The organism is Vibrio sp. 2134-1 (assembly GCF_033339495.1).
The window spans coordinates 1-537 of record NZ_JAWOUS010000873.1 but is presented as its reverse complement, the minus strand read 5'-3'; the positions used below and the strand labels follow the sequence as shown (position 1 = coordinate 537).

Sequence of the window (537 nt, the reverse complement as noted above, 5' to 3'; positions counted from 1 at the left end):
ATCCTTCTCTTGGCTCAGGCACTTCACCAAAAAAGCGCGCTCGTGAGCGAGCATCAACAATATGCGCACTGCAATTGTTTGAGTACTCTAATACTGCATTTGCGTCCAAAAATGCATTTTTATTTAATTTTCCCGAAAAATTTCCTAATTGTTCAGGTTTTGCGAGCGAATCTACGACGGGCAATCCCGCTTCTATCCAAGCTGGAAGTCCACCATTAAGTACTTTGACGTTCTCGTGTCCCATCGCTTTGAGCATCCACCATGCGCGTGGTGAAGCAAGCGTACCAGAGTTGTCATAAACGATGATCAAGTCCTCGTTATTTAGCCCAAGCTTTTGTGCGCTTGCATTAAATCCTGCTTCGGTTGGCATCATGTGCGGTAAAGAGGTATCGGGCAGACAAAAGTCATTGTCGTAATCAAAACGGTAAGTGTTTGGAATCCATTTATCGGTGATTTTTTTGCTTTCCGAAGGAATTTGAAAGCTAATGCTTGCGTCTAAAAGCTTTACATTTTGTGGGTCGAGTAGGGCATGGAGTT

General features: G+C 43.8%; 1 protein-coding gene. It reads right to left on the bottom strand.

Annotation, left to right across the window (positions count from 1 at the left end; genetic code table 11):
* Nucleotides 1-537, bottom strand: a 537-nt coding sequence (locus R7R78_RS29000) for a sulfurtransferase (protein WP_263856357.1), incomplete at both ends; no start/stop codon positions are given.